Here is a 24544-nt window from a genome sequence, read left to right on the forward strand (position 1 = left end):
TCTATCATATGATTCCTTGTGCGTTTGCGCACGAAAGGAGGTCAAAGCCAGGTAGCGCCTGTCTTTGACCTCTCGCTCGCTACACTTTATTTATTGTCGTCAACCACTTCATAATCGGCATCCACAACATTATCTTTTCCTTTAGCCGAGCCAGCTTCAGGCTCTGCGCCTTCGCCTGCTTGCGCTGCTTGCTCATAAAGCTTAACGGAAAGCTGTTGAACGATTTCAGTCAACTCTTCAGCTGCCTTATTAATTTGTTCAAGATCATCAGTTGCAAGAGCTGCAGTTACTTTTTCTTTAGCAACATTCGCTTTTTCAATTTCAGAAGCATCCACTTTATCGCCAAGATCTTTAATCGTTTTATCAACGGAGTAGATCAATTGGTCAGCACTGTTTTTAGCTTCTACGAGATCGCGACGTTTGCGGTCTTCTTCAGCGTTCAGCTCAGCGTCCTTCATCATTTGATTGATTTCATCCTCGCTCAAGCCGCTGGAGGAAGTGATCGTAATTTTTTGGCTCTTGCCTGTTCCTTTATCAAGAGCAGATACGTTCACGATACCATTGGCATCGATATCAAACGTAACCTCGATTTGCGGCACGCCGCGCGGTGCAAGAGGAATATCGTTCAATGTGAAACGGCCAAGCGTTTTATTGCCTGCTGCCATCGAACGCTCGCCCTGCAATACGTGAATTTCTACGCCCGGTTGATTGTCCGCGTACGTAGAATACACTTGCGATTTGCTCGTAGGAATCGTCGTGTTGCGGTCGATCATTTTTGTGAACACGCCGCCTGCAGTCTCGATACCAAGGGACAATGGAGTTACGTCAAGCAATACAACGTCCTTCACATCGCCAGTGAGAACACCCGCTTGAACAGCTGCGCCAAGAGCAACAACCTCATCCGGGTTAACACCTTTATGCGGATCTTTGCCGATCAATTTTTTAACAGCTTCTTGTACGGCAGGGATACGTGTAGATCCGCCTACAAGTACAACTTTATCGATATCGTTGGAAGTCATGCCTGCATCGCTAAGCGCTTGACGAGTAGGTCCAAGCGTACGCTCTACGAGTGCAGCAGCAAGCTCTTCAAATTTTGCGCGGGTAAGGCTGAGCTCCAAATGCTGTGGAACGCCATCAACCATTGTAATAAACGGAAGCGAAATTGCAGACGTCAGCGTACCGGAAAGCTCTTTTTTCGCTTTCTCAGCCGCATCCTTCAGACGTTGAACAGCCGCTTTATCCTTGGAAAGGTCAATGCCTTGATCCTTTTTGAACTCAGCAACCAGATGATCGATAATGACTTGGTCAAAATCATCGCCGCCGAGCTTGTTGTCGCCGCTTGTCGCTTTAACTTCGAAGAATCCATCGCCAAGCTCAAGAATGGATACGTCAAAAGTACCGCCGCCAAGGTCATAAACAAGAATCGTTTGGTCTTCTGTTTTCTCAAGGCCGTATGCTAGTGCAGCAGCCGTTGGTTCGTTTACGATACGTAGAACTTCAAGTCCGGCAATTTTACCAGCATCTTTTGTTGCTTGGCGCTGGCTGTCGTTGAAATAAGCCGGAACCGTAATTACCGCTTGCGTTACCGGTTGACCTAAGTATGCTTCTGCATCGGATTTCAATTTTTGCAAAATGATTGCAGAAATTTCTTGCGGCGTATAATCTTTATCGTCGATTTTTTCTTTGTGATTTGTACCGATATGGCGTTTGATCGAGCTGATCGTACGATCAGGATTCGTGATCGCTTGACGTTTTGCCGTTTCACCGACAACACGCTCGCCATCCTTTTTGAAACCTACTACTGAAGGCGTTGTACGGTTGCCTTCCGGGTTAGGGATAACGACAGCTTCGCCGCCCTCCATTACTGCAACGCAAGAGTTTGTTGTACCAAGGTCAATACCAATTACTTTACTCATAGCTATTGTTCCTCCTAGTTCGATTTGTATTTTAATGCGACATCAGCTGACTGTGTCTCATTATCTTATAAAATCATTGCAGCTTAGCTGCTAACTTTAACCATTGCAGGTCGCAAAACCTTGTCTTTCAATATATAACCTTTCTGTACCTCTTCCACTACAATACCTTCTTCATGCTCATCGGAATCGACTTGCATAATAGCTTGGTGGAATTCCGGATTAAAAGGCTCGCCGACAACGTTCATGGCTTTCAGGCCTTCCTGCTCCAGCGTTTGCTCCAATTGGCGGAAAATCATATCCACACCTTTCGCAAGTGATTCAAAATCACCATTGACGGAGGCAGCGGCAACCGCTCGTTCAAAATTATCTACAACCGGCAGCAGCTGACCGATCAGCTTCATCGATGCGTACTGTCCGAGTTCTTCTTTTTCCTTCATTGTACGGCGACGGAAATTGTCGAAATCCGCTTGCGCGCGCAAGAAACGCTGTTGACTTTCATCTGCTTGCTTCACAAGCTCCGCATACCGCGAATCCTCTTCTTGGCCTTCGCCTGCCGGTTCCTCGGATGCTTGATCTGATTGCTCAGCAGATACTACTTCTTCCGCAGCTTCAACCGCTTCATTTTGTTGCTCTTTCGTACTCATGCAATCACCTCCTTATAAATGACGAAAAAAACTTGGCTTTATATGCATTGGCATAAAAACTATTTATACCAGCGGCCCAAAAGAACCGCCATATCTTTGGAGATTATATCCAAGAGACTGATGACTTTGCCGTATTCCATTCGTGTAGGTCCCAGAATGCCGATCGTTCCCAGCGATTGGCCATCAATAGCATAGGTTGCCGTAATAAGACTGCAATCGCTAATTGCCTTATGGTCATTCTCTGTCCCGATACGTACTTGTATACCTGACGGAAGACCGGTAAACATTTTCATTATAGCCGGGGTCTCGTCAAGCAAATCCAAAATCGTTTTTACTTTGTCAACATCCTTGAACTCAGGCTGGGTAAGCATGTTTGTCGCTCCACCGAGGAAGATCCGATGCTCATCTTCATTTTGCAGCGCATGATCCAGTACCTGAAGCAGCTGCTCATAGTGATCAACATGCCGTTCAAGCTCTTGCCCAACTTCAGTGTAAAGCTTTGACCTTAAACGGATCAACGGAACCCCTACCAGCCTCGTGTTCAAAATGTTCACGACCTTTTCCATATCCTCCATTTTGAGGCCTTCTGGAATCGAAATCGTCCGATTTTCAACATGTCCGGTGTTGGTTACGATAATGGCGACTGCCGAAGTTTGGTCTAGCGGCACAAGCCCAAAATGCTTCAACGATGTGCTGAACATTTCCGGTCCAAGCAAAATGGATGTATAGTTGGTCAAATTGGATAGGATCATCGCAGTTTGCTGGATGACTTGCTCCATTTGATTCATTTTGTCCGTAACGAACGAGCGAACCATACCAATGTCGTTTTCATCCACTTCACTGAGCTTTACTAAATGGTCGACATAATAACGATAGCCTTTGGTCGATGGGACACGTCCTGCTGACGTGTGCGGCTGTTCAAGGAAACCCAGCTCTTCAAGATCCGCCATTTCATTGCGAATCGTGGCGGGACTGAATCCAACGTCGCCGCGCTTCGAAATACTGCGTGAGCCGACTGGTTCAGCCGAGCGAATATAATCATCCACAATTGCATGTAAAATCATCCGTTGTCGTTCCGTCAGCATTCGAATTCCCCCTACCTAAATGTCTTTATCGTTATTTCAGTTTACCTTCGTTAGCACTCAATCGAATCGAGTGCTAATCATTACTACAAAAATACCAAACCAACTTGTCGATTGTCAAGTCAGTTCGGCATTTTTGTACGTATTCATCCTATACTTTATGCACTCTGCCTGCTTCGTCTACTGCAAATTTCTCTTTTCTGACTCGTTTCTCGCCTTGATAAAGCTCTACAATCCGATTCGGAGAAGCCGTATCATCTATAATTACTTTCCAGCCGTTTGTGTTTAGCAAAGCAAAAATCTCATCGTACTCCATCGCCTTAAATCCGTAAAACCCGCTTAAGCCTGCCCACTTCTTTAGCAGCACGGTAGTCACATGTTTAAGCTTATCTTCAACTGCTATCAATTGCTCTTTCTTTTCGCTCATCATTATTTCTCCTCTATATTACAATAAACACCTACAATGACTATATACCAAAACGCATCTTATTACTATCAACACCTATGACATTCCCAAGATCCTACCATTCTGCTATTCAAATGGCTTGCTCGGTTTTCACTGCACAAAAAAACCACTTCTCCATTACTCATCCTCATGAGCTAATGGGAAAGCAGTTTAAATGTTGGAGCATGCCCATACGGTTTGCTCGTTATTTAGCTCAGCATCTTCATTACAGCTATCTCATCACAAGCAAGCTGTTTTGGGCAATTGACGCAATCTTTCCATACCTTTTCCGGAAAAATTTCCTTTTCGACAACTGTAAAGCCATTTTTTTCAAAAAAAGAAACGGCATACGTTAATGCCATGATTTTCGGAATTTGCTGTTCTTTTGCTTGTTCGATAAGCGCGTCGACCAATTTGCTTCCAATGCCGACTCCTTTATAGCCCTCCGACATACCCAGTGAACGAATTTCTACTAAATCCTTGCCAAGTCTTGTCAGGGAACCGCAGCCGACAACCTCATCCCCGATCTCCGCCACAACGAATGTATCTATCATATATTCGAGTGCTTCCCGAGTGCGAGGCAGCATAATGCCTTTCTCGGCATAACCTTTAATTAATTGAAACAACGTCTCGATATCATCTGTTGTCGCTTTTCTACATACTACTTGTACTGCCTGCATTAGTGCCCTCGCCTCCACCCGGTGCATGTTCAAATTCAATATGAATAAATATACAACACAATGAATTTTATCTCAAGAGAATTTTTGTCGGTTTATCCGATGAAAGCTCCGAAAACTTCATTGCCGAGCAGCACGCCTTTGTCAGTCAACCGGTAAATCGTGTCATCCTCGGAACTCTCGGCCTCCAGCAGGCCGTCATTCATTAATTTCTCGATAATACCGCCAAATTTCCCCTCCAGCGTTTGTCCCGCGAATTGCTTGGAGAAACGAGACGCTGGGACACCTTCGAGCAGTCTGAGACCTACCATCATCAGATCTTCCATCGCCTCCGCTTCCGGCACCTCGAATTGTTCCAATCGAGGCAGCTTCGATGCCGCTGCTTCGATATATGGCGTGATTCCTTTGAGATTGACGTGACGCATCCGATTCACATAACCATGGGCACCCGCACCCAAACCGTAATAAGGCTCATTACGCCAGTAGGTGGAATTATGGCGGCTCTCATAACCAGGCTTTGCAAAATTACTGATTTCATAATGCGCGTAGCCGTTTGATTTCAACATATCCATGAGCAGAATGAACATATTAAATTCCTCTTCCTCTGGAGGCAAAGGCAGCTCATTGCGTTCATACAGCTTATGGAATAAGGTGTTTTCTTCTACCTTCAAACTATAGATCGAATAATGAGGCAGCCCAAGTTCCATCGCCCTATTCACGCTGTCTCGCAGCAGTTCTACCGTTTGACCGGGCAAGCCGAACATCAAATCGATAGATAAATTACTGAAGCCTACTTTGCGGGCATTTTCAATGCTGCGGTAAACATCCTCCACATTGTGGATCCTGCCGATACGCTCGAGCAAGCTGTTGTCAAAGGACTGCACGCCAAAGCTAATGCGGTTGACACCGCCTTCTTTCATCGCTGTCAGCTTATCGATATCCGTTGTTCCAGGATTGGCTTCCATAGTAAATTCAACATCCGGCGCAAGCGGAAAATACTTGCGGACAGCCTTCAAAAACCGCTCCATTTGAGGGGGAGTCAAAACAGTAGGCGTTCCTCCGCCAACAAACACCGTATCGATTTCAATAGGAGGCCATTCTGCTACCGTACGCTGCATCTCCATTTCAAGCGCATCCAAGTACTGATCAACGGGCTGCCCCTTCAATACGTAGGAGGTAAAGTCGCAATAATGGCATTTATTCGTGCAAAAAGGTATGTGTATATATAAAGCGCGTGGTGATTGCAAGATGGTCATCGGTCGTTTTCTCCTTCAAGCGTAAACGGTTGATCCCGCGGCAAAGCGGCAAAGCCCACGTCTCGCATTGAAATATTAATAAAATAAATAATGGCTAACTGGAATAGAAAAGAGGGAGAGCTGCGCTCTCCCTCATCCTCGTACGTCTTAGTCCTCGCCGATTTTGAGTACCGCCATGAACGCTTCCTGCGGCACCTCTACACTACCTACTTGTTTCATTCGCTTCTTGCCTTCCTTCTGCTTCTCAAGCAGCTTCCGCTTCCGGCTGATATCGCCGCCGTAGCATTTGGCAAGAACGTTTTTACGCATGGCTTTTACCGTTTCACGAGATATGACTTTGTTTCCGATGGATGCCTGGATAGGCACCTCGAACATTTGGCGCGGGATCAGCTCTTTCAGCTTTTCACAAATCACCTTGCCGCGTTGGTATGCACGATCACGGTGAACGATAACGGATAACGCATCGACCTGCTCATTGTTGAGCATGATGTCCATTTTCACCAAATTGGATCTGCGATAGCCGCTAATCTCGTAGTCGAATGAAGCATAACCCTTCGTGCTTGACTTCAACTGATCGAAGAAATCATAAACGATTTCGGATAGCGGAACGTTGTAGGTAAGCGTAACGCGATTCGTATCCAAATACTCCATGTTGACGAATTCGCCGCGCTTGTTCTGGCAAAGCTCCATAATCGCTCCTACATAATCATTTGGCACGATAATGCCTGCTTTGACAAACGGCTCCTCAACGTAATCGAGTTTACCTGCTTCCGGATAATTCGATGGATTATCAATCTCCATCGTTTCACCGTTCGTCAGCGTAATTTTGTAAATAACACTTGGCGCGGTCGTAATAAGCGGAATATTAAACTCCCGTTCAATTCGTTCTTGAATAATTTCCATGTGGAGAAGGCCAAGGAAACCGCAGCGGTAGCCAAAGCCGAGCGCTGTTGAAGATTCCGGCTCATATCTGAGCGAGGCATCGTTAAGCTCCAGCTTCTCGAGCGCATCTCTTAAATCGTTATAATCCTGCGTTTCAATCGGATACAGTCCGCAGAATACCATCGGATTGATCTGTCGGTAGCCAGGCAAGCGTTCCGGCGCAGGACGCTTCGCTTCCGTTACGGTATCGCCGACACGCGTATCCTTAACATTCTTGATGCCCGCAACGATAAAACCAACATCGCCGACCGCCAGTTCTTTAACGATCGACATACGCGGCATGAAAGCTCCTACCTCGATAACCTCGAATTCAGCTCCAGTTGCCATAAAGCGAATTTTCGAGCCAGCTCTGATGCTTCCGTCCATAACCCGAACATAGACGATTACGCCTTTGTACGGATCATAGTGGGAATCGAAAATAAGTGCTTTGAGCGGCTGATCCGGATCACCAGTCGGTGAAGGCATTTTAGCGACTACCTGCTCCAAAATTTCCTTGATGCCGATACCGGCTTTCGCGGAGGCAAGCACAGCATCACTCGCGTCAAGACCGATGACATCTTCGATTTCCTGTTTTACCCGTTCAGGCTCGGCGCTTGGCAAATCGATCTTGTTGATAACCGGAACGATCTCCAGGTTGTTGTCTAAAGCCAAATAAACATTGGCCAGCGTTTGAGCCTCAATACCTTGTGCAGCGTCAACTACGAGCAGCGCGCCTTCACAAGCCGCCAAGCTTCGGGAAACCTCGTATGTAAAATCGACGTGTCCTGGCGTATCAATCAAATTGAGTATATACTCAACGCCGTCATCCGCAATGTAAGCTAGACGAACGGCTTGCAGCTTGATGGTAATCCCGCGCTCCCGTTCCAGATCCATCTGGTCAAGCACTTGCTCTTGCATCTCGCGCGAAGACAGCGCGCCGGTAAATTCTAAAATCCGGTCAGCAAGAGTCGATTTTCCGTGGTCTATATGCGCGATAATGGAAAAATTCCTAATTCTCTTTTGTCGGTCACGTACGTCAGTCATGCCTAACCCCCACAATTTCCAATAATGCTAATCATTCCTCCTATTATATCAGTTAAGGGGAATACCAGCAATGTTCATTATCATCTGGTCAAACCGTCAAAGATCGAAACGACCATCCGAATGCCTTCACTCGACATATTTTGCAGCAATCCTGATGTTGAATCCGCTATTCGATTCACGGCCGGCTGATCATTCTGGAGCGGTACGCCTGGCAAGCGTTCATTTAATTCCGGCGATTTATCGGCAGTCTCGGCCGGATATTCGGAATCCACCCCCGAAGCAATCCGCTTTAATTCCTCAAGTTCCTTTTCGAGCTTGGCTATTTTTTGCTGCTGCTCCGTCTCGAATGTCTCGACCGGGGTCACGGTCACCTCGGGCTGCAAATTTTCTGTATATTCATCCGCACCTTCAATCGGACCATAGATTCGCTCAATGCCATGCGAAGACATATCAATTCCGTACATCACGATTATCGCCAAAGCGCCCCCTAGCACTGTCCATTTCAGCGCATTAGATTTCATTTGCTCAACCTTCCTTTCTTTTAAACAAATATAACGCTAGCTCGCCTTCCCTTTGCCTGCCGACGCCTTCTCTTCCTCCCAATAAATTTCCGAGATAACTTCCGCGAGCGCATCCGCAGTCCGATAGGACTCCTCTAGCGTATTGTCTACGCCGCCAACTTCGATCAGCACATTGTCATCGGCAAGCGATTGATTGTATTCCGCGTTGCCGGATGCGGCAGTTTTCCCCCAAATCCCGCGCGATATACCCGGGTATTTTTTATCCAGCGCTTCATGTATTTTGGTTGCGAATGCTTCGTTCTTCTCCCAATTCGGGTTTTTATGTCCGATGATAAAATAGACCTGTGCATAGCTTTTCCCATCAATATCGATCGTCGTATATTTCCTTTTTTGCGAATCGCGGTGAAGATCAAAGAAAAATTTCAAGTCCTTGCTGCTCGCGATCGCTTCCTTTATGGTCTTCATCGAATATTTATAGGATAATTCCCATCTGTAATTTTTAATGGCTGTAGGATAATCCGTGTCGGAATGCTGTGCGCCGACACCTTCTTCCTCCAGCTTCTCCGCAAGCCGCTTGCCGACTAACGTAATGTTTTTTGTGCTGGAATTAGGATCCTTCGATTTATCCGTCAGCTCGGGATACCAGGATTCGCGATTATGCGAGTGGTATACAAAAACCACCTTCGAGCCGCCAGTTGTCGGTTTATCCGTTACCCCTTTATCACCGGAGTCTTTGCCGCCGTCATCCGTTTCGTCCGGCTGTTCCGTTGGAACAGGCAGTTGATCAGGATCCTTGTCCGTATTCGATCCGCCGTCTGTTACATCGGTGCCATCCCCCTCATCTAGACCTCCTAGCGGGTCATAGGTGATAGGAGCGTTATCCTCCGGCCCTACAGCAGTGTCTGTTCCGATACCTTTGCGGATGAGGAAAGCGTCATTTGCGCTCAAGCCGGGCAGCTCGCCCGCAAGCAAGCTCATCGGATCATTTGGATTAATATCTGTCAAAGCTCGCATCAACAAAGAACTAATCTGCTTTGTCGTGAAGGACTCGGTTTCCCGGCTGCTCTGAAAAGCAGGCATTTCCATCTCTAGCATATCCCCAAAAAACCCGCTGGATACAGCAGCAGCGAATCCTTTCATCGAATTAACCGGTGACGCGGTCGTTTGCTGATGCGCCATGCCTGCAACGCCCAGCATGACAAAAAACATCATAGAGCAAAAAGAGAGCAACGCGAACGTACGTCCCGTCACTAGTAAATGTCTCATCCGTTTACTTTCTCTTCCTAAATCAAGCAGCATGATCTTTCGTTTCATAAGCTGTCATACCTCCCGCTTTTTTGTAACAGTGGCTTTAGTTACTACTAATCTATGAGAGTGATAGAGTTCATAGAACCTCGGCCATATGAAAGAATCGGAAGTAATAGATTCGATATTCACTAAGGAGAGTATTGAAACAAATACAAAGGGCTGTCCATAAGCTTTGTCAGCTTCTAGACAGCCCTCGCTGCAAGTACATCTATTTGCGTTTAATGCGTATAAGCAGCCACATTGCTTGAATCTACGGCCTCATGAAGCGATGCGTTTAGACCGCTGGCAATGATATTTGCGATATCTTCAATGAATTCATCGATTTCCTTAGGCGTAACCAAGAGATCATGACCCAGCGGACTTAGTACTTCCCTTACCAGCTGCAGCCGCTCGTTTTCCTCCATCTGGTTGACCAAACCTAAAATATGATCGGAATTGGCATTTTGTTTATTAAAATGGCTGCTCATCATTTCAAGCGTGTTATTCACGATTGTTGAAGCATACACAACCGTGGGAACGCCGATCGCTATAACAGGCACGCCTAAAATCTCTTTTGTCAGCCCTTTCCGTTTATTCCCGATGCCTGATCCCGGATGAATACCCGTATCCGCAATTTGAATCGTCGTATTAACACGCTCCACTGCCTTGGATGCAAGCGCATCGATGGCTATGACGAGATCCGGCTTAGTTTTTTCAACGATGCCGTGCACGATCTCGCTGGACTCAATACCGGTAATGCCCAGCACGCCAGGCGCCACTGCGCTTACAGGACGATAACCAGGCGCGACTTGATCGGGCATCAGTTCAAAATAATGACGGGTAACCATGACGTTTTCTACGACGATCGGCCCCAGCGCATCCGGCGTAACATTCCAGTTTCCCAAGCCTACGATCAGAACCCGTGCGGTTTTACTAATGGAAAGCCTTTCGAGGAACGCTTCAAAATGTTTGGCGAACTGCGTAGCCACACGGTCCTGCAGAACTGTATCTCCATTGCGAAGGCCCGGCACCTCAAGCGTTACATAGTGACCTTGCATTTTACCGATTGCCGCGGAGCCCTGCTCGTTTTGTACGTGAAGCTGTGTAATCGTGATGCCGTCATCTTCAGACGTTTCAGATTGTATGCCCGGAATTGGACCGCCTTGCGGTGTTTCTGCCATTTCCTTAGCCTCAAGGGCCAAATCCGTTCTAACGTTGTATTTCTGCAAATCAAGCTCGTTCTCCACTGCTTATTCTCCCTTCAAACGCATGTTCTGAAGTTATTGTTTGCAGATGGTTTATTTTCATACTCTCGAAGCACCTTTGACCTTACGTATGCTTGTTTCGATGCCTCTCTTCCTGCTATTGCTTTTTGGGCATTGGCATGATAATATATTTTAAGTTGTGTTGTCTAGGTTTATTATGTCTATAGACCGTTGTAAACAGTTTAGGAGGTGAATTCCATGCCAAATATTAAATCCGCGATTAAACGCGTTAAAACAAGTGAAAAGCGTCGTGCTTTGAATGCATCCCAAAAATCCGCACTTCGTTCGGCCGTTAAATCTGCTGACCAAGCTATCGCTGGCACTGATGTAGACGCTGCTAAAGCAGCTCTTATCGCTGCAACGAAAAAATTGGACAAAGCAGCAACTAAAGGCCTGATTCATAAAAATGCGGCTTCCCGCAAAAAATCACGTCTTGCTAAAAGACTTAATGCCCTTTCGGCTCAAGCCTAAGCATGACACTTGTCTAAACGGCTAAGTCATCCTTCGGTTGATTTAGAACTGTTTAGCGCAGAAAAAGCTCCACCGCCCTTTATGGACGGTGGAGCTTTTTTTTATATAAATAGGAAATAAAAAGACATGGAACGAAGCGCTAAGCGCCCTTTTCCATGCCGAGTGAAAGCAAATAAAGCTCTAAACCGAGCGTTTTGTCAATGGCTCCCGTTTTCATTTGGTAGTCGAGATCAGCAAGCGAAGCGAGCAGCCTGCCTAGTCTAGGCACTTGAAACTTACGACTCTTCTCCGCTGCAAGCTTCACAGCATACGGATGCAAGCCTAATTGACCAGCCATTTGTTGAGGCGAGTATTGATGCTGTTCCAGCTCTTTGATTTGCAGCATGATTCTAAGCTGCCTGGCGATTAACGCAGCAATTTTAATTGGCTCCTCGCGGCGTACGAGCAGCTCTCTGTACAGCCGGATAGCCTTGTCAATACGAAGCTCAGCTATCGCGTCCACTAGCGCAAAGACATCCTCCTCAACGGTTGCCGCGGTCATTAGCGCAGCCGTCTCCACATCGATTGTACCGCCAGATCCTGCATGCAAACAAAGCTTATCCACTTCTTGCGAGAGCTGCTGCATGTTGGATCCAGCCCGAGCGAGCAGCAGCTCGGCTGCATCGGGCGACATCGTCCTTTTCTGATCTGCTGCCCGTTTGATCATCCATTGCTTCAGCTGCGCCGCATCCAGCTCCGCGAACGGGATCAATGCATTGCGCTCCTTCAGTGTTTTAACAAGCTTTCGCCGTTCGTCCAGCTTCTCTGCATTGACGGAAATGACAATGATCGATGTCTCTGATGGGTACTCCATATATTGAATCAGCTTCTCGGGCCGATGCTCAAGCTTGCCGCCTTCCTTGCCGCCCGCGCACATAACGGTAGCGTCGCGGATCAAGATCAGCTTACGCTGTACAAAGAAAGGCGATGTCTCTGCTTCTAAAACCGCCTCTTCAATTGACGTTTCAGCCGTATCGAATTTTACGATCCCAAGTTCACGTTCCTCAGGTGAAAACATCGCTTCGGTCAACATATTAATAAAATGCTGCACGCGGTAGCGATCCTTGCCGTACAACACGTAAATCGGACGGAAACGTCCGCCTTTGATTTCCTTTAATGCTTCCTTTGCATCCATATCTTCACCTCATTACGAGTATGTACATTTAAACGGCAACAAAGGGATGAGCCGTCTATAGGCTTCATCCCTTTGCCGAACATCTATATAAACATTCGCAGGCAGGTCCATGGTACCGCCCTGCGGATGGTCATACGACGTTAAGGCTTTGTCGCAGACACTCTCTATGCTAATACTATACGCAATAGCGGATGAATGTGTGCGGATTTCTCATAAAATAAAAAGTTGCAAAAAAGCTTTTAATTAATGCGCTGCTTTCTGTTCTGTAAGGGTTGAAAGGTCAATCTCATACTTTTCGATTGCCCCATTCTCTACATGAACCTCATAGGTCAGCTTGGAGCTGTCCTCGGACCAGATCAGATTTAACAGCTTGCCATTTTTGCGCGGTGATGTGAAGACAAGAGATTGGTCGGCTTGCGCAACCACCTTGACCTTAAAGTCTTCTGCTTTAACGCCGTACTTGCCATCTGGAGAAGTAACGGCCGACACGGATGAAATGCCAAATCCCGGATCGCCTGAGTCACCTGCGGAGCCCTCTGTCGATTTTTCCCCTCCGTCAACAGCGAGGTCTTTGTCTTGGACAGCTGGAGCTTCACTTTCGCTGTCAAAACTGCCGCTGCCAGCGCTTGTGTCAGAGTTCCGAATGGAATCCGATTTATTATCTGCTGATTCTTTAGAAGTTTCTTGCTTGTTCATTGCTTCGGTGCGTACCTCTGCTGAATAGGCTCCATCCGCTGTATCCTGAGAGCGAAACGCCACTCCTTCAGGCACTTCTTCTGCGCTATTTGCTGCTGCGTCATTCGAAGCATCTGCCGCAAATTTGCTTGCAGTGAAGTCTGGTATCGCACCCGGCTTATACGTAACTAAAAACAAGCCTGCTACAATCCCTGCCGCGATAACGCCGCTCATGACGCGCAAGGATGGCCAGCGTCGTTCACGCTTCATGCGGCGCGGCGCCAATTCCGTTGTTTGGAGCCCTGCAGGCTCATCCGTTTCATTCTGGCTAAACAGCTCGATCTGCTCTAGCTGAGGCATAATGGCGTCTACCAAGCTGTAGCTCGGCATTACTTTTGGCAAACTGGTAAGCTCGGCGGATAAAAGCTGTAGCCGCTCGAACATGGCTGCACAGTCCGGACACTGTCTAGTATGGCTCATCAAGACTTCAATCTCGTTTTCATTGAGATCGTCATCTAGCTGTCTTTGCATTAATTCCATCACCTCTTGACAATTCATCCCCGGACACCACCTTTCTGATAATCATGGAGTAACGTCTGCAGCTGTTGCCTAGCTCTGAATAAATAGGATTTTACCGTATTGAGCGGCAAATCAAGCGAATCTGCAATTTCATTGTAAGAGAAATCCTGCAAATATCGAAGGACGACAACCGCACGATGATGCTCAGGAAGCTTATCGATTGCGGCTTGGATGTCTTTAACAGCATAAGCCGACATTACCTCGTCCTCCACGTTCTGTTTTTCGTGGAATACCATGTCGTGCTCATCTATTGAGACGGTCGGTTTATTTCTCCGGAACTTATCAATGCAAATATTGGTTACAATACGCTGAATCCATGTTTTAAATTGCGCTTTTTCTTCGTACGAGCCTATTTTGGTATAGATCCGAATGAGTGCTTCTTGCGCTGCATCCAGAGCATCCTGTTCATTATTTAATATATAATAGGCTGTCCGATAAACATGCGTTTCAATCTCTCGCAATAGAGTAATTAAAGCGTCGCGATCTCCCGACTGAGCGGCTCTTATGAGCTCTGGCTCCACCACGAAGGATCCCCCTCTCTTGCAACCATTCTGACGAACTGGCTGCGGTAAAAGTTGCAGATGAATTAGAAATATTACTTTATTTTTTTTAGTAACAATTGCCAGTCAATCATTTGTCCCCTAGTGGAACGTGTTTCCAATCATTTTACTGGAATAAATCAACAAAAATAATCATTTCACGCTAATCGGAAGCTCCGAAATAAACTCCACATTAAAGGATACCAAATTTCGAGTACCTCGTATATAGAAACGGATGAATACTGATAGAGTAAGCATCGCTGTCTATCTTTCAAAAAGAAATGCCGCCAAAAAACTAGGCTCGGCGATATTAATAAATGTATACCTGCCATATCGGTATGACAAGCTCTCGAATTTTACTAAATCGAGTTATTTTTTCATATACGTAAACAATCCTTGATCCGTCACGGTAAAACGAACATCGCCGTCTATGTCTGTCCGCCAAACAGCCGCCCCAATTGCTGTCAATCTTGACAAAACTTCAGGATTCGGATGCCCATAACTGTTCGTAGCCCCTACGGAAGCGACTGCCCCGATTGGTTTCCAATAGGCCAACCAGCCCTCGCTTGTTGAAAACCGGCTCCCATGATGCGCCACCTTCATGATGGACACAGGGTTTTGTTCAGAAATTAACGGACGTTTTTTTTGTTCATTTCGGATAATCGAAATTTCCGTTTCCGAATTGATATCGCCAGAAAACAGAAAGGTCGATTGATAAAGCTGCACGGTCATGACCACGCTGCTTTCATTTTGTTCTTCCAGCGCAACGACCTGTTCCGGAGCAGAGGTATCCCCCACAGGCCATAATATATTCAGTTCGGTATTTTTGTCCAGCTGATGCTTCATGCCTGCTCTGACGCTGTACATTGGAATTCGGAGCGAGATCGCCTGCTTCAAAAGCTGCTTCGCGTCCTCAGACTCCTTCACCGTACCGTTCCACCATATGCTGCGAACGGGTATCGTATCCAGCACCGCTTTTAAGCCGCGTATATGATCGCTGTCCAAATGCGAAATTACGAGAATATCGATTTCCTGCACGCCCCGTTTCATGAGCAGCGGAACAAGCACCTTTCGGCCGACTTCAAACGGATCGCTGCGCTCCCTCCATTCCTCGCCGGGCTTCCGGTAGGAAAGCGTGCCACCCCCGTCGATCAAGACATGCTTGCCTCCAGACGTTCGGATATGTATTGCGTCGCCTTGCCCGACGTCAATAAAGCTCACCGATGCTTGCTTACCTAATAAATCAGGCTTATAGGCGTAGAAGAGCATCACCAGCAAAAAAAATGCCAGCACATATAAACAAGGGCTTAATTTCTTATTGCCTGCTTTGGCTAATTCATAGGTTGTTACTATCCCAAGAGGCTTCGTCAGCTCCAAATCTAAAGCTGTTTCGTCAAACTGGTCTGCTCGATTGTCCGACCAAAGATTAATTACTCGGAATAGGGCTCCGAGCAGCGCAAGCCAAGCGGCAACCCACCATATTGGCGGCGTTGCCCATATCGTTCGCAGCGTATCTACCCGGGAGAGGTGATCGACAAGCGTAAAGGTCCAATCATTTGCGTAATGCGAGACATAGGCGAGCAGTTTTCCGCCAGGTTCCCATGGTATTGCAAGTAAAAGGGCAACGGCCCCTAACGGCATGACAATAAAACTGATGAAGGGAACGAGCACAAAATTAGCAGCCATAGATAAGATATGAAATTGATTGAAATAATAGATCGTGACTGGAAAGGACACGAGCTGGGCGACAAGCGTAACCGCGAACAAATCGAGCAGCGGCTTCCCCTTGCCCCACTTTGGCATCGCTTTCCGAACAGGCTGAACGCCGACAATCAAACCAATCGTCACGATGAACGAAAGCTGAAAGCTGACATTTTCAATAATGAAAGGATCGTATATAAGCATAAGCACGGCAGCTGCGGCAAGAAGATGGGTGCCGTCCTTCAGCTTTCCAAGCCGTGCTGCAAGCAAGCCTAAAACGGACATTAGGCCGGCTCGGATGACGGAGGGCGAAGCTCCTGCCAAGAGCACGTATAACGGAACCGAAAGCATCAGCATCAGCAGAATCCTCTCGCGGCTCATCCGTGCGAACCGAAGCAAGCCGCCAAGAGCGTATAGAAATACCGCTACATGGAGGCCGGAAATAGCCAATATATGCGTGAGGCCCAGCCGCGAAAATTGCTGGAATTGCTCAGGATCGAGGTCCTCGCGAATACCGAGGACGAGACCCTTCATGTACCCGGACTGCGCGGACGGGTACAGCCTGTCCATTCGCGCGCCAAGGTAGTCGCGCGCGTTGTCGACGCGGCCCAGCAGCGCGGCCGCGGTCCACTTGGGGCCCGCCGCCGCTTCGACGGCGGCGGTGCCCTGCACCTTGAGCAGCCAGTGGATCCTCTGGCTGCTGAGGTAGCGGCGGTAATCAAATCCGCCGCTATTGGATGCGCTGGCCGGCCGCGTTAGCTCACCGGCCAGGCGCACGCGGTCGCCGCGCTGCCACGCCGCGGCGATTGCCTGCTCCGGCTGCACAGCCAGCCGGACATGCACAACCAGCCGCTCGCGCACCACTCGCGCGGCGGCTTCTCCCTCCACGTGGACGCGGTCCGCCGCCACGCGAAACATTACGCGGTCGCCGTCTACCTCCACCGCTGATATGATCGTGCCTACCGCCTCCGCCGCATATTCAGCTCGCGGACCATCCGCCTCAGCGGCGGCGAGCAGCGCCGGCAGCTCGGTCACGTTGCGGGCATCCGCCCACAGCCGCTGCCCTGCGGCAAGACCCACTGCAAGTGCGCAGGCTGCCGCGAGCTGCCAACTCGCCAGCCTGCAAAGCACGGCTGCTGCCCAAAGCAGCGCACCAGCGACCACCGCAAGCAAAACGCCGCGGCTGCTAAAACCCGCAGCTGCAGCGCTTCCTCCGACAAAACAAATTGCAAACCAAATCAAAGGACGTCGATTCATCCGCAGCCCCCTCTCTTTCTCTCCTCTGCCTGCGAACCAAGCGTATGCGGCTGACGCAGTCCCTGCCGGCAAAAGCTCGTTTCACGGTGAAATTTTAGCATCGTATAAGGTTAAATTTTATGCTTTCATGTATTTCAAAAAAAAGAACCTCCGACGCATCCAAAGATGCAATCGGAGGTTCCTCCTCCACTGAAATAGGCTATTGAAACGGCTAAGATGTCACTTCCATTTGCGTCTGAGCAGGTGGGTCGAATTGATCCAAACAGCGGAAGATGATGCCCTTCTGTTTCATTAAATGAATCACCTTCTCGCTATCCTTCGGATAGCTGCGATGATATACAATTTCGATCACGCCGCTGTTCGCAAGCATATTCGCGCAGGTCCAGCATGGCTGATCCGTGACGTAAACCGTTGAGCCCTCGCGATCTGCACGGTCAGTGAACAGCAGCAGGTTCTGCTCCGCATGTATCGTTCGAATGCAGCGCTGCTTCTTAAACAGCTGCTCCTTACCGTCGATCAGCTTCATCTCAACCTCCTCCGTGATCATGCAGCCTGCCTCAAGACAGTCCTGCACACCCATCGGGGCGCCATTATATGCTGTTCCGAGCAATTTTTTCCCTTGGACGAGAACAGCTCCAACATGCCTGCGCGGACACCGTGAACGTGTCGAAACCATATAGGCGATATCCATAAAATAAGTGTCCCAATCCTTGCGGACGGCATCCTGCGTTTGGGTATTCATAACTCTAACTTCCTTTCTCATGCTGCATCTGATGCTCTAGTTGCATCGATATGTTTATTAGCTTTGTTGGCTGGCCGCTATGGCTTGGCTGATATCCGCCAAAATATCTTCGATTCCTTCTGTACCGATAGACAGACGAATCATGCCCGGAGAAACGCCTGCACTCGTCTGCTGCTCCTCCGACAATTGCAGATGGGTCGTGCTTGCCGGATGAATGATCAGTGACTTCGAGTCGCCGACATTTGCTAAATGAGAGAACAGCTCAACCGAATTGATTACTTTTTTGCCGGCTTCAATACCGCCCTTAATTCCGAAAGTCATGATGGCGCCTTTACCCTTCGGCAAATATTTTTGAGCGAGCTCATAAGTCGGATGGCTGGCAAGGCCCGGGTAATTCACCCATTCCACCGCTTCATGGGCTTCCAAGAACTCAGCTACCTTCTGCGCATTGGAGCTGTGGCGTTCCATCCGGAGATGGAGTGTCTCAAGGCCCTGCAGTAACAGAAAGGAGTTGAAAGGCGAAATTGCGGCCCCCATATCGCGCAGCAATTGTACGCGTGCTTTAATAATATATGCGACTGGTCCAACCGTGTCCGTGTATACAACGCCGTTATAGCTTGGATCCGGTTCGGTCAAGCCCGGGAACTTCCCGCTTGCTTTCCAGTCAAACTTCCCGCCGTCCACAATGATACCGCCGATTGAAGTGCCGTGGCCGCCGATAAACTTCGTAGCCGAGTGAACAACGATATCCGCGCCGTGCTCGATTGGTCTGCACAAGTAAGGGCTCGGGAACGTATTATCTACGATAAACGGAATTCCGTTCTCATGCGCGATTGCAGCGACAGCCTCGATATCAATGACGTCGCCCTTCGGATTTCCGATTGTTTCAGCGTAAACGGCCTTGGTGCGCTCATTAATCGCTGCACGGAAGTTTTCCGGATCAGAGGGATCTACAAATCTAACTGTGATGCCCAGCTTCGCAAGCGAAATCGAAAATAAATTGTAAGTGCCCCCGTATAAGCTGGTTGCAGATACGATTTCATCGCCCGCTCCTGCAATATTGAGAATGGCATATGTAATAGCCGATTGGCCAGAAGCAACCGCAAGGGCTGCCGGAGCGCCCTCAAGTTCCGCTACGCGTTTCTCAAAAACATCCGAGGTCGGGTTCATGATTCTAGAGTATATATTGCCGAATTCCTGCAATGCAAATAAATTTGCCGCATGATCCGTATCTCTGAATCCGTAAGATGTCGTTTGGTATATAGGTACCGCGCGCGACAACGTAGTCGGATCAATTTGTTGACCTCCGTGGACGGATAGTGTATCAAGAGAAAGCTTGCGTTGTTCTGACATTTTCTCGACTCCTTATACATAAATGATTGATTGAATAATGGCAAGTGATGGGTAATTTACTCGCTTCCTTCCATTCTCTCACAATTATGGACGAGCTACAATGCTATCTTGCATCGCATTCAGCAGTTTTTCCCCAATTCCCTTGACACGCAGCAAATCGTCTATCGATGCATATTTTCCATTTTTTTCTCTATCCTGTACAATAGCTTGCGCTTTTGCAGGGCCTATCCCTTTCAATGCGTCCAGCTCCGGTGCTGTCGCACGATTGATGTCAAGCTTGCCCGTTTCATTCTCTTCCGCGGCGGGATCTGTTGCAGCGATTGGACTTATATCTTCTGAGCCAGACGTTACTGATTCTGAATCAAACTGTTTTTCCGGCAGCGCATGATTATCCATTTTATCTGCTGGATCGCGGGGCAGATCACCCTTGTCGTCAACCAACCCCGCCGCTTTCTCTCCTGTTATCTGAAGCGCCCCGTTCCCTGTATCTGCCTTTTCAATTTCCATTATCGCTTCTCCAGCGGCGTCGTTTACCGGCACCCACTCACCAGGCTCACTGTGTTTAGGCTCCATAAAAGCAGCAGCAAACAGGAATACGGCCGTAATTATAAATATGGAAGCAGCTAAAATCGATTTGCTTGGTAAGCGAGATGACGATGATTTCATTTGATAGCCTCTTTTCTAGTCGACATTTTATTTAGGAATCCGTGACATATAAAACAAGTCCTCTGGAATAAGGTAAGAGAGCAACCGAAAAGAGATTGATTTTGACTCGGGATTTGCACGCGCTTGGCATTGCTTATAACGCTCTAAGCTTGCCACTCACGCGCCAAACCTATAGGAGGGTTCAGCATGAATGTCGGATTTATCGGGACGGGCACGATGGGAAGCCTGCTTATTGAAGCACTGATAGCTTCAGGTGCATTATCACCAACACAAATTGCCGTAAGCAACCGCACCTTTGCAAAAGCGCAAGCTTTGGCCAACCGTTATTCCGGCATGAAAGCCGAAAATACGAATGCTGCTGCTGCCTGCGGCAGTGATATTGTTTTTTTGTGCGTCAAGCCATTGGAATTCAAAAAAGCCGTAGATGATATAAAATCCGTCATAAGACCGAATCAAATTGTCGTCTCCATTACAAGTCCAGTGCTCATCTCCCATCTAGAAGGCGAACTGGATTGCAAAATTGCGAAGGTCATCCCAAGCATTACTAATCATGTTTGGAGCGGAGCATCGCTATGCATATATGGCCAGACGATGAATGAACAAGACAAAACGCAGCTGGAGGAATTGTTATCCCATATCAGCCAGCCGCTTCGAATAGATGAAAGCTATACAAGAATCGTATCGGATTTATCAAGCTGCGGGCCGGCATTCATCTCATTCCTTCTCGAGCAGTTTGTTGATGCAGCCGTCGAGGAAACGGGGATTGGACGCGATGAAGCCCTTCGTGTAGCAAGCGCCATGCTACTCGGAACCGGACTGCTCTTGACCGAAGGAGGCATGACACCCGCGGAGGTTCAAGATCGTGTTGCCGTCCCCGGAGGGATTACAGCCAAGGCGCTGAACATGCTTCGCCGTGAGACTGACGGTGTATTCAACCAGCTTATCCGCACAACCCACGATAAGTTCAAAGAGGATTTAGCCAAGGTTTCAAGCGCCTTTATAGGCGAAGAGGTGAACGGTCAATAGCTGTTCTTCAGCTAAATCCCGTTCACCTCTTCAATTTGCATTAATTTGCGACAATGTTAACTAGCTTGCCTTTAACCGCAATTACCTTGCGGATCGTTTTACCGGCAATCAGCTCTTGTACCTTTTCAAGCTCCTTCGCCAAGCTTTCCATTTCAGCAACATCCATATCAGCTGCGATGGAAACGCGGTCCGCGATTTTACCGTTCACCTGCACCACGATCTCTACCTCTTGATCGACTGTCCAAGCCTCTTCAAAGGTCGGGAACGAAGCGTACGTGAGCGAATCCGTGCGTCCAAGTTTCTCCCATAGCTCTTCAGCAATATGCGGTGCGATTGGCGAAAGCAATTGAACGAATTGTTCCATAGCCGCTTTCGGCAGCACATCTGTTTTGTAGGCCTCGTTGACAAAAATCATCAGCTGGCTGATCACGGTGTTGAAGCGCAAAGCCTCATAGTCCTCCGTAATCTTCTTAATGGAACGATGCCATGTACGTTTGAAAGCATCGCTCGTATCGCCGTCTCCAATTTTTGCGTTTAAACTTCCATCCTCATTGATGAACAAACGCCATACGCGGCTGAGGAAACGGTAGGTCCCTTCAACGCCATTCGTGTTCCATGGCTTAGTCGCCTCGAGCGGTCCCATAAACATTTCATACATACGCAGCGTGTCTGCTCCGAACTCATTAACGATGTCATCCGGATTAATGACATTGCCGCGCGACTTGGACATTTTCTCGTTGTTGTTGCCGAGAATCATGCCTTGGTTTACAAGCTTATGGAAAGGCTCTTTTGTATCTACAACGCCGATATCATAAAGTACCTTATGCCAGAAACGAGCGTATAGCAGATGAAGCACAGCATGCTCAGCTCCGCCGATGTACAAGTCAACCGGAAGCCATTCCTTCTGCTTCTCCGGCGAACAAAGCTGCTCATTGTTCTTCGGATCAATAAAACGTAAATAGTACCAGCAGCTTCCTGCCCATTGCGGCATCGTGTTCGTCTCGCGGCGAGCCTTCATGCCGGTCTCAGGATCAACCGTGTTTACCCAATCCGTTACGACAGCAAGCGGGGATTCACCAGTACCAGAAGGCTTAATCGCATCAACATCAGGCAGCAAGAGCGGCAGCTGATCCTCAGGAACGGTCTTCATCGTGCCGTCCTCCAAATGAATAATCGGAATCGGCTCACCCCAATAGCGTTGACGGCTGAACAGCCAATCGCGAAGACGATACGTAATTTTGCCTTTGCCTTTGCCGGACGCATCCAAATGCTCGATCATCTTGGCAATGGCTTCCTCATTCTTCAAACCGTTAAGGAAATCGGAATTGACATGCTCGCCGTCCCCTGCATAAGCTTCCTTCGAAATATCGCCGCCTTGCACGACTTCCACGATCGGAAGATCGAACTGCTTCGCAAACTCCCAGTCTCGCGCATCATGGCCCGGAACTGCCATAATGGCACCCGTTCCATACCCGGCCAATACGTAATCTGCAATCCAGATCGGTGTTTTCACGCCGTTTACAGGATTAATAGCATAGGCTCCAGTAAACACGCCGGATTTATCCTTGGCCAAATCCGTACGCTCTAGGTCGCTCTTGCGCGCAGCAGCCTCTTGATATGCTTCAACTGCCGCCTTTTGGCCTTCGGTAACGATTTTTGCCACAAGCTCATGTTCTGGCGCCAATACGCAATAAGTCGCTCCGTACAGGGTATCCGGACGAGTGGTGAATACAACCAATGAAGAATCATGTCCATCGATCTCGAACGTGACCTCCGCGCCTTTCGACTTGCCGATCCAGTTCCGCTGCATATCCTTAATGCTCTCCGACCAGTCCAGCTCCTCCAAATCATCCAATAGACGATCGGCATATTCCGTAATTTTCAATATCCACTGGCGCATCGGCTTGCGGACAACCGGGTGGTTGCCGCGCTCGCTGAGGCCGTTAATAACCTCTTCGTTAGCAAGCACCGTACCTAGTGCCTCACACCAGTTAACGGAAACCTCAGCAACATATGCAAGGCCGCGATTGTACAATTGAATAAATATCCATTGTGTCCATTTATAGTATTCCGGATCTGTCGTGCTGATTTCGCGGTCCCAATCGTAGGAGAAACCGAGTGATTTGATTTGTCTGCGGAAATTATCGATATTTTTGAACGTGATGTCGCGCGGGTGCTGACCCGTATCCAGCGCATGCTGCTCAGCCGGTAAGCCAAATGCATCCCATCCCATAGGATGAAGCACATTGTAGCCCTTCATTCTCTTATAGCGGGATACGATATCGGTTGCCGTATAACCCTCTGGATGGCCAACATGTAAGCCTGCCCCTGAAGGGTAAGGGAACATATCTAACGCGTAAAACTTTGGTTTACCTGCGTCCTCAGTCGTTTGGAACGTTTTGTTTTTATCCCAGAATTGCTGCCATTTCGGCTCGACAACAAGCGGATTATAGCCGTGAAATTGCTGTTCTTGACTCATTTGTTGATATCCTCCTAAGTAAATGTGCTGTATGCCGCCAGCTGCATAAAAAACATAAAACCTCTCGCCCCTAGCGATTATCGCTAGGGACGAGAGGTTGTTCTCCCGTGGTACCACCCTAGTTAGCGGCAGGCATGCTTTGCCTAACGCTCACTTGTCGCCCTTATCGCAGGCCAAACGGTGCTTTTCCCAAACGACAAATCTCATCGAATGATTATCCGCACAGCTCCAAGGCGAGCTTCATTCCGCAGCAGGTCCGGCTTCCACCACAAAACGCCGGCTCTCTTTGCCTTGCCATCGAAATTACTGTTCCTCTTCAACGCTCCATATGCATAAAAATGGTTAGTTTCGATTATAAAGATCGAGCGGTTCGGTGTCAAGAGATCCTTACTCCGTTAGATATGCACAGTTCCGCTGCGGCGGCCGATCGTAACAATTCTCACGAGTAGCACGATCATCAGGCTGTGAACGAAAATGCCGACGAGCGCATTTCCATTTCCCAGAATAACAGTGAACAGCCACAAAGCAAACGGAGGAAGCTGGATTAAAAACAACAGGCTCAGCACAAAGATAAGCTGCCCATCGTTTACTTTTGCCTTCATTTTATTTCTTAGAAGAAGGGTCACCAGCAGTATGATGCCAAGCCCGATCGACCACCTGCTCCAAAATTGCACGGCTGCTTGCTCTGATCCGATTTCCGTAACCATAAACGCAAAGCTAAATCCTAGACCGTTCATGTAGAAAATTCCTGTAATAATCGATAATGCGCTTACGAGAGCAATCAGACATTTTTTCCAATTCAACCTCTTTCCCCCTCACTTCAG

Annotated in this window: 21 protein-coding genes and 1 other annotated feature; of the genes, 2 read left to right on the forward strand and 19 right to left on the reverse strand. The window is 48.1% G+C overall.

The features are described 5' to 3' along the window. Nucleotides 1–86 precede the first annotated feature (86 nt). The 10 genes from dnaK to gpr all read right to left on the reverse strand — a co-directional run bounded on the left by dnaK (nt 87) and on the right by gpr (nt 10974). A complete protein-coding gene (gene dnaK / locus RCO25_RS19885; protein ID WP_308997869.1) occupies nt 87–1916 on the reverse strand; it encodes a molecular chaperone DnaK in 1830 nt (609 codons plus the stop codon). 83 nt (nt 1917–1999) lie between these two features. Next, nucleotides 2000–2560 (reverse strand): nucleotide exchange factor GrpE, encoded by a 561-nt coding sequence (grpE, locus tag RCO25_RS19890; protein ID WP_308997870.1) that lies wholly within the window; start codon nt 2558–2560, stop codon nt 2000–2002. Nucleotides 2561–2619: 59 nt separating this feature from the next. Beyond that, the gene (gene hrcA, locus RCO25_RS19895; RefSeq protein WP_308997871.1) at nt 2620–3645 is read right to left on the reverse strand and encodes a heat-inducible transcriptional repressor HrcA; all 1026 of its coding nucleotides are present in this window, start codon (nt 3643–3645) and stop codon (nt 2620–2622) included. Between the two features lie 148 nt (nt 3646–3793). Then, a complete protein-coding gene (locus tag RCO25_RS19900; protein WP_308997872.1) occupies nt 3794–4072 on the reverse strand; it encodes a hypothetical protein in 279 nt (92 codons plus the stop codon). Nucleotides 4073–4296: 224 nt separating this feature from the next. Beyond that, complete coding sequence (locus tag RCO25_RS19905) at nt 4297–4767, reverse strand: N-acetyltransferase (RefSeq protein ID WP_308997873.1); 471 nt, start codon at nt 4765–4767, stop codon at nt 4297–4299. 92 nt (nt 4768–4859) lie between these two features. Further along, on the reverse strand, nt 4860–6020 hold the full coding sequence (gene hemW, locus RCO25_RS19910; protein ID WP_308997874.1) for a radical SAM family heme chaperone HemW: 1161 nt from the start codon (nt 6018–6020) through the stop codon (nt 4860–4862). A gap of 147 nt (nt 6021–6167) precedes the next feature. After that, nucleotides 6168–7985, reverse strand: coding sequence for a translation elongation factor 4 (lepA, locus tag RCO25_RS19915; protein WP_308997875.1), 1818 nt, complete (start codon nt 7983–7985; stop codon nt 6168–6170). Nucleotides 7986–8065: 80 nt separating this feature from the next. After that, nucleotides 8066–8506, reverse strand: coding sequence for a hypothetical protein (locus tag RCO25_RS19920; RefSeq protein WP_308997876.1), 441 nt, complete (start codon nt 8504–8506; stop codon nt 8066–8068). Between the two features lie 36 nt (nt 8507–8542). Further along, nucleotides 8543–9820, reverse strand: a complete 1278-nt coding sequence (gene spoIIP / locus RCO25_RS19925) for a stage II sporulation protein P (protein WP_308997877.1) — start codon at nt 9818–9820, stop codon at nt 8543–8545. A gap of 212 nt (nt 9821–10032) precedes the next feature. Next, the gene (gpr, locus tag RCO25_RS19930) at nt 10033–10974 is read right to left on the reverse strand and encodes a GPR endopeptidase (protein ID WP_374992137.1); all 942 of its coding nucleotides are present in this window, start codon (nt 10972–10974) and stop codon (nt 10033–10035) included. Between the two features lie 282 nt (nt 10975–11256). Here gpr and rpsT point away from each other — a divergent pair, with 282 nt between their 5' ends. Next, nucleotides 11257–11529 carry a 30S ribosomal protein S20 gene (rpsT, locus tag RCO25_RS19935; RefSeq protein ID WP_053376847.1) on the forward strand — a complete coding sequence of 91 codons (273 nt, stop codon included), beginning with the start codon at nt 11257–11259 and terminating at the stop codon, nt 11527–11529. A 139-nt stretch (nt 11530–11668) separates the two neighbouring features. Here the strand turns inward: rpsT and holA are convergent, their stop codons facing one another. From holA to RCO25_RS19970, 7 genes are all read right to left on the reverse strand, one after another. Further along, a complete protein-coding gene (holA, locus tag RCO25_RS19940; RefSeq protein ID WP_308997879.1) occupies nt 11669–12703 on the reverse strand; it encodes a DNA polymerase III subunit delta in 1035 nt (344 codons plus the stop codon). Between the two features lie 243 nt (nt 12704–12946). Further along, nucleotides 12947–13936: an anti-sigma factor gene (locus RCO25_RS19945; RefSeq protein WP_308997880.1), complete on the reverse strand. Its 990-nt coding sequence runs from the start codon at nt 13934–13936 to the stop codon at nt 12947–12949. After that, the gene (locus RCO25_RS19950) at nt 13933–14481 is read right to left on the reverse strand and encodes an RNA polymerase sigma factor (RefSeq protein WP_053376850.1); all 549 of its coding nucleotides are present in this window, start codon (nt 14479–14481) and stop codon (nt 13933–13935) included. Before RCO25_RS19950 ends, RCO25_RS19945 begins: the two co-directional genes overlap by 4 nt. Before the next feature lie 384 nt (nt 14482–14865). Then, nucleotides 14866–17454, reverse strand: a complete 2589-nt coding sequence (locus RCO25_RS19955; RefSeq protein WP_308997881.1) for a DNA internalization-related competence protein ComEC/Rec2 — start codon at nt 17452–17454, stop codon at nt 14866–14868. 211 nt (nt 17455–17665) lie between these two features. Further along, a complete protein-coding gene (locus RCO25_RS19960; protein WP_308997882.1) occupies nt 17666–18196 on the reverse strand; it encodes a deoxycytidylate deaminase in 531 nt (176 codons plus the stop codon). Between the two features lie 57 nt (nt 18197–18253). Further along, entirely contained in the window at nt 18254–19549 is a 1296-nt protein-coding gene (locus tag RCO25_RS19965) for a homocysteine synthase (protein ID WP_308997883.1), read from the reverse strand. Between the two features lie 84 nt (nt 19550–19633). After that, nucleotides 19634–20215 carry a ComEA family DNA-binding protein gene (locus RCO25_RS19970; protein WP_308997884.1) on the reverse strand — a complete coding sequence of 194 codons (582 nt, stop codon included), beginning with the start codon at nt 20213–20215 and terminating at the stop codon, nt 19634–19636. Nucleotides 20216–20401: 186 nt separating this feature from the next. Here RCO25_RS19970 and comER point away from each other — a divergent pair, with 186 nt between their 5' ends. Next, on the forward strand, nt 20402–21241 hold the full coding sequence (gene comER, locus RCO25_RS19975; RefSeq protein WP_308997885.1) for a late competence protein ComER: 840 nt from the start codon (nt 20402–20404) through the stop codon (nt 21239–21241). Nucleotides 21242–21281: 40 nt separating this feature from the next. Here comER and leuS read toward each other — a convergent pair whose 3' ends face one another. Continuing rightward, nucleotides 21282–23720: a leucine--tRNA ligase gene (gene leuS / locus RCO25_RS19980; RefSeq protein WP_308997886.1), complete on the reverse strand. Its 2439-nt coding sequence runs from the start codon at nt 23718–23720 to the stop codon at nt 21282–21284. An 82-nt stretch (nt 23721–23802) separates the two neighbouring features. Then, nucleotides 23803–24049, reverse strand: a binding site (T-box leader). A 66-nt stretch (nt 24050–24115) separates the two neighbouring features. Further along, the gene (locus RCO25_RS19985; protein ID WP_308997887.1) at nt 24116–24523 is read right to left on the reverse strand and encodes a hypothetical protein; all 408 of its coding nucleotides are present in this window, start codon (nt 24521–24523) and stop codon (nt 24116–24118) included. Between the last annotated feature and the right edge of the window lie 21 nt (nt 24524–24544).

This window comes from Paenibacillus sp. LHD-38 (assembly GCF_031157315.1).
GTDB lineage: Bacteria > Bacillota > Bacilli > Paenibacillales > Paenibacillaceae > Pristimantibacillus.